This window comes from Pollutimonas bauzanensis (assembly GCF_040393045.1).
Taxonomy (GTDB): domain Bacteria; phylum Pseudomonadota; class Gammaproteobacteria; order Burkholderiales; family Burkholderiaceae_B; genus Pollutimonas; species Pollutimonas bauzanensis_A.
The window spans coordinates 1-5,491 of record NZ_JBEBUX010000188.1; the positions used below are offsets into that span (position 1 = coordinate 1).

Sequence of the window (5,491 nt, forward strand, 5' to 3'; positions counted from 1 at the left end):
GGCACTGCAGTATCCTGCAACTCTTGTGAAATGACATCCACAAGCGCCGGGCCATCGTGGGCCAGTGCGGCTTTAAGTGCAGCGTCCAATTGGGTGGGATCGGAGACGGTCCACGCTTTCACGCCGAATGCTTCTGCCACGCGCGCATGATTGGTGCGGGTGAAGTCGACGGAAAAATAACGTTCTTCGTAGCCTTCTTGTTGACTGGCTTTGATCCAGCCAAAAACGCTATTGGAGAACACAATCATTTTCAACGGAATGTTGCGCCGGACGAGGGTTTCCATTTCGCCGCAGGTAAAGCCGAAGCTGCCATCGCCCATGACGGACACCACTACCGCATCGGGCCGCCCGAAAGCGGCTCCAATGCCGGCCGATAAGGAAAAGCCGAGGGCGCCGTGAGCCCGATTGGTAATGAAGTGACGGCCTGGTTTGTTTGAATTGAAATAGGCAGAGAAGTAAGGGCAGGGCGTGCCGGGGTCGGCCACAACAATCGCGTTTTCTGGCAATAGGCGGTTCAGTGCCTCGACCACCCGTTCCGGCTTGATCGGCGTGCTGGTTTGGGATGCCAATGACAAAAGCGCATTCTGCTTGATCGTACGAGCAGCCAACGTGATGGCGCGGCCGTCGGCCACTGCCGCAGGACGTTGGCTGATACGGTCGGCCACTGCTTCATTCAGCATGGTCAGTGCCAGCAAAGCGTCGCCCACCATGGCGACATCAGTGCGATAGTTGGTGCCGATGACCATGGGATCGGCATCGATATGCAAGATAGGGACTTCGCGATTCGGGAAGCGCCAATGCTCGGTTGTGGTCGACCCGGCGCGGCAACCAATGAACAGCACCAAATCTGCCCCCGCGATGACGTCGCGCGTTGCTTCGATGCCGCCGTTCGCTCCGATGACGCCAGCGTTAAGGGGGTGGATATCGGCCAGGCTGCCTTTACCGCTGATGGTAGTGCAGACTGGCGCGTTCAGCGTAGTGGCCAGCAAGTCCAGCGCTTCGCAAGCACCCGACAGGACAACACCGCCACCGCAAACAATGACGGGGGCTTTCGAGGCGACCAGCTTGGCCGCGGCCTGTTCGACATCCGCGGGGTTAGGGCCGCTGCGCATCGCCGGGAAGGTGTCGTGACCTTCTTGCGCCCAGACGTCGGCTGGGTTGGCTTCGTGCTTTTGAACATCGTAGGGAAGGCAAAGATGCGCGGCCCCGGGCTTGCCAGTCGTCATTGCGCGGAATGCGCCGCGCACGGCGCCGGGGATTTCTTCGACGCGATTGATGGTGGCGTTCCATTTGGTCAGCGGCCGGTATAAGGACTGCTGATCAAGCTCGGTCAAGGGGAATTTCCCGCGGGATCCCACCGATACGTCGGAAGTAATGCCCAGCACGGCAATTGAAGATTCGTTGGCTTCGACCAGGCCTGGCAGCAAATAGGTGGCGCCGCCGCCGCTTGGGCCTTCGCACACACCGACTTTATTAGTGACCCGAGCGTAGGCATCGGCCATGTATCCCGCGCTGCGTTCATCGCGCGCCAGGATATGGTCGATACCGTGATCCAGCCGTGCCAACGCATCGTAAAACGGCAAACTTGTATCGCCGCAGAGCCCGAAAATATGCTTTACGCCATTCAGTTGCAACATCCGCACCAAGGCATCGGCGCCGTTCATCTTGCTCATAAGTATCCTTGCAGTAGTTTGCCGCACAATAATGCATTTCAGTATACATAAAGTTATACTGAAAAAATAGACCGGAAACTTTCGGCTTATTCAGCATAAACTTGCGAACATGACACTCAAGTGGGAAAGCGCATCAATGATCTCGGTAAGTAAATCTGGCAAACGCGGGCGTGGCTCTGACGTTTTTGTGGCCTTGCGGAAAATGGCAATTTCCTACCAGATGAAGCCGGGCGAACGCTTGAATGAGCTTGATCTGGCCGAGCAGTTTGGCGTCAGCCGCACACCTATTCGCGAAGCCTTGACTCGGCTGGCGAGCGAAGGCCTGCTTATTGAATCATCCCGTGGCTATGTGCGAAAACCGCTGGAAATACAAGAAATGGCCGACCTGTACGAAGCCCGTATGGCGGTAGAGCGCGAGTGCCTTCGCCTGGCTTTTGAACGCGCCAGCCCGGACGAACTGCAAGAAATTTCCGATTATTTGAAATCCAGCATGGATGTCCCCGCCAGTGCCTCGACCGAAACGCTGGTCGAGCTGGACGAGGGCTTTCATTTGCGCATCGCGGCCATGGCAAAGAATACGGAATTGAAACGCATGTTGATCAGCCTGAACGAAAGGCTGCGCTTTGTGCGCTGGATCGACATGGAAAACGTTGGCCGCGATTCCACGCAGCAAGAACACTTGAAGATTGTCGAGGCCCTTGTCGCGCGCGATGTGGATCGTGCGCAAGATATCCTGAATTCTCATATCTCAATGCGCCGCGAGCGCATTGTGGAAACGATCACCAAAGGCCTCGCCAAGATCTATCTGTCGTGATGCCGTTTATTTCATGAAAATCGACTCGATCACGATTCAGCTGGTGCTCGCTATTGCGGACGAAGGCAGCATCTCGCGCGCGGCAGACAAGCTCAACCTTGCGGTCGCGGCGGCGTCGCGCCGTCTTAGCGACCTGGAGCAGCAATGCGGCACCAAGCTATTTCACCGAATACCTCATGGTGTAAGGATTACGGAATCGGGCAATAAGCTGCTGCAGCATATTCGGCAGATCGATAACCTGATCCTTCGGCTGCAGGATGACGCAACGGCGATAAGCCAGGGGCGAGACGGCCGTATTATTATTGGCGCACCGAAAACAGTCGTAATTCAGTTTCTGGCCAAAGATATCGCCCGCATACAGCGACAACATCCGGGTGTCGCAGTGCAGGTGGTCGAGGAAAACAGCAAGATCGTGCAGCAATTGTTGCGCGACAAGGTCATCGACATCGGCATCTATGAAAAGACCAGCGGCTTTCTTGGGCTGGAGCGATTGGATTACCGGAAAGACCGGTTGGTGCTGGTCTACAGTCGTCCTTACTTCAAGTTTGCTGCAGACCCAGTGCCGCTTGACGATGTCCTTGATGTACCGATCATTGCACTGGGCAAAGGCTCTGCCATTTTGTCGGCCGTGCAACGGGCTTACCATAGCCGCGGTCGATTGTTTCAGTCCCCCTTTGTCGTAAGCGGCTTCGATACCATGCTGGCCCTGGTTCGCAATGGCCTGGGTGTCGGCCTGATGCCACTGAACGTCTTGCACGACTTTCGCCCGGATCCCTCGTTGACTACGGCGGAAATCGAAGGCGACTGGCATGAGCGCCACTATGTGCTGTCGGTAACTGACGCCAACGTGCATCAGCAAGCCTTGCAGAATGTGGTTGATGCCTTGATCGCGGGGCGCTAGCGACGGTTTCGCGAATTGCGAAACCAGGCATGTCCAGGCGAGTCTTGCCACGGCGTCTCACACAGTCAAGAATAGGCCATACATCAAAAGACTGGAGACAACATGAAACGCCGTACATTTCTCATGGGCGGAGCGGCTTTGCTGGCCTCGCCATGGGTGCTGGGTTCTACGCTGCCCAAGGGCACGATCAAGATTACTGTAGGTTGGGCGCCCGGAGGCGGAACCGATGTGTTTGCGCGCATTGTGGGCCAGAAGCTTAGCGAACTCTGGGGGCGCCCTGTCATCATTGAAAACAAACCTGGCGCCACCGGTATGTTGGCCGCTGAAATGTTCTCGAAGCTGCGCTACTCGAATGACGTAAACCTGCTTATGGCGCATGTGAATACGCATGCCATCGCCCCGCATATTTTCAAGACCGTTTCTTACGACCCTTTGCGCGATTTCGCACCTATTGCTCTGATCGGAGCCACGCCGCACGTATTGGTAACCGGCAGCAAGCACGGCGACGCGTCGGTTGCTGACGTGGTTGCGCTATGCAAGAACGACCCTGGAGCGATCTCTTTCGGTTCTTCCGGCACAGGATCTGTGCAGCATCTGGCTATAGAAATGTTCAACATGGCAGCGAATGTACAAGGCATGCATGTGCCGTACCGAGGTTCCGGCCCCATGCAGACGGATCTGATTGGCGGTCAGATCGACTTCAGCTTCGACACCATGACAGCCGCCACCGCGCAGGTCAAAGGCAAAAAACTGCATGCGATCGCGCAAACCCGGATTAAACGCGCCAAGGGGTTCCCGGACGTGCCGACGATGGATGAGCAAGGCTTCAAAGGCTTTGACGCGTCGAGTTGGTATGGGGTCGTCGGGCCGGCCGACATGCCGAAAGATTTGGCGCTGAGTATTAATGCCGATATCAACAAAGTACTGCTGATGCCCGACGTCATCGAGCGTTTCGATGGTTATGGTGTTGAAGACGGCGGTGGCACGGTCGATCAGTTTGCGGCTTTTATGGCTGACGAATATGAAAAGTGGGGCAAGGTCGTGCTTGCCGCGAAAATTACGGACGAAGGTTGATATGACACAAGCCAAAAATTTGCCGCTGCAAGGGATACGCGTACTGGATGTTAGCCAGGTCATGGCCGGCCCATTCGCCTGCATGCTCTTGGCGGACATGGGCGCCGACGTCATCAAGGTCGAACCACCGGGGGGCGACCAAACGCGCGGGGCTATGGGTTTCAAGATGAAGGGGCCCGACAGCATGGGCTTCCTGAATATGAACCGCAATAAGCGTTCTTTGACGTTGGATCTGAAAAGCGATGAGGGGCGTGAGTTTTTTTACGAACTCGCCAAGACGGCAGATATCATCGTCGAGAATTATCGCCCTGGGGCTGTACAGCGCCTGCGTATCGACTACGAGCATATCAAGGCCGTCAATCCGAAGATTGTCTACGTGAGCATTTCCGGGTTTGGTCAAAGTGGACCCTGGGCGTCCCGCCCTGGCTTTGACTTGATGGCGCAGGCCATGTCGGGCGTCATGAGCGTGACTGGCTACAAAGGCGAAAAGCCGGTCAAGGCCGGGGTGCCTGTTGCAGACATAGGCTGTGCATTGTTTGGGGTGTATGGGTTGCTTTCGGCGTATATTGGCGCTCAAAGGACGGGTGAGGGTCAGCATATTGACGCGTCCCTGTTTGACGCGGCGATGGCGTTCTCGATTTGGGATATGTCTGAATACTGGGGTACGGGCGTGCCTCCTGAGCCAGCAGGTACAAGCAATAAAATGAGTGCGCCTTATCAGGCAGTGAAAGCGCGTGACGGCTATTTCGTGATGGGGGCTACCAACCAGAAGTTATGGAGCCAGCTTTGCAATCTGCTGCAGCGGCCAGACCTGATCGATCATCCCGACTTCGGCACCATATCGTTGCGGCTCAAGAATCGCGAAACGCTCATCGATGTGCTTGAACAGGAATTCGCATCCCGCGACAGCGAAGACTGGATTGAAACGCTACTGGCTGCGGGGATCCCGGCCGGCCCCATACTGACTTATCCAGAAGCGTTTGAGGGCGAGCACGGCGTGCATCGGCGCATGTGCATGGAAATAGACCA

Annotated in this window: 5 protein-coding genes; 4 read left to right on the forward strand and 1 reads right to left on the reverse strand. The window is 56.2% G+C overall.

Translation table 11 applies throughout. The annotated features are described in order from the left end of the window. Positions 1 to 1,673: thiamine pyrophosphate-binding protein (locus ABWO67_RS18860; protein WP_353154740.1), on the reverse strand; the 1,673-nt coding region annotated here is incomplete at its 3' end. Positions 1,674 to 1,809: 136 nt separating this feature from the next. Between ABWO67_RS18860 and ABWO67_RS18865 the strand changes: the two genes are divergently transcribed. The 4 genes from ABWO67_RS18865 to ABWO67_RS18880 form a co-directional block, all read left to right on the forward strand. Continuing rightward, the gene (locus ABWO67_RS18865) at positions 1,810 to 2,487 is read left to right on the forward strand and encodes a GntR family transcriptional regulator (RefSeq protein WP_353154743.1); all 678 of its coding nucleotides are present in this window, start codon (positions 1,810 to 1,812) and stop codon (positions 2,485 to 2,487) included. Positions 2,488 to 2,500: 13 nt separating this feature from the next. Continuing rightward, on the forward strand, positions 2,501 to 3,388 hold the full coding sequence (locus ABWO67_RS18870) for a LysR family transcriptional regulator (protein ID WP_353154745.1): 888 nt from the start codon (positions 2,501 to 2,503) through the stop codon (positions 3,386 to 3,388). Positions 3,389 to 3,490: 102 nt separating this feature from the next. Next, entirely contained in the window at positions 3,491 to 4,462 is a 972-nt protein-coding gene (locus tag ABWO67_RS18875) for a Bug family tripartite tricarboxylate transporter substrate binding protein (protein WP_353154748.1), read from the forward strand. Between the two features lies 1 nt (position 4,463). Next, on the forward strand, positions 4,464 to 5,491 hold a 1,028-nt coding region (locus tag ABWO67_RS18880), incomplete at its 3' end, for a CaiB/BaiF CoA transferase family protein (protein ID WP_353154751.1).

Coding starts and splice junctions, on each gene's coding strand:
- ABWO67_RS18865 (WP_353154743.1), top strand. CDS start 1,810: ATGATCTCGGTAAGTAAATCTGGCAAACGCGGGCGTGGCTCTGACGTT.
- ABWO67_RS18875 (WP_353154748.1), top strand. CDS start 3,491: ATGAAACGCCGTACATTTCTCATGGGCGGAGCGGCTTTGCTGGCCTCG.
- ABWO67_RS18870 (WP_353154745.1), top strand. CDS start 2,501: ATGAAAATCGACTCGATCACGATTCAGCTGGTGCTCGCTATTGCGGAC.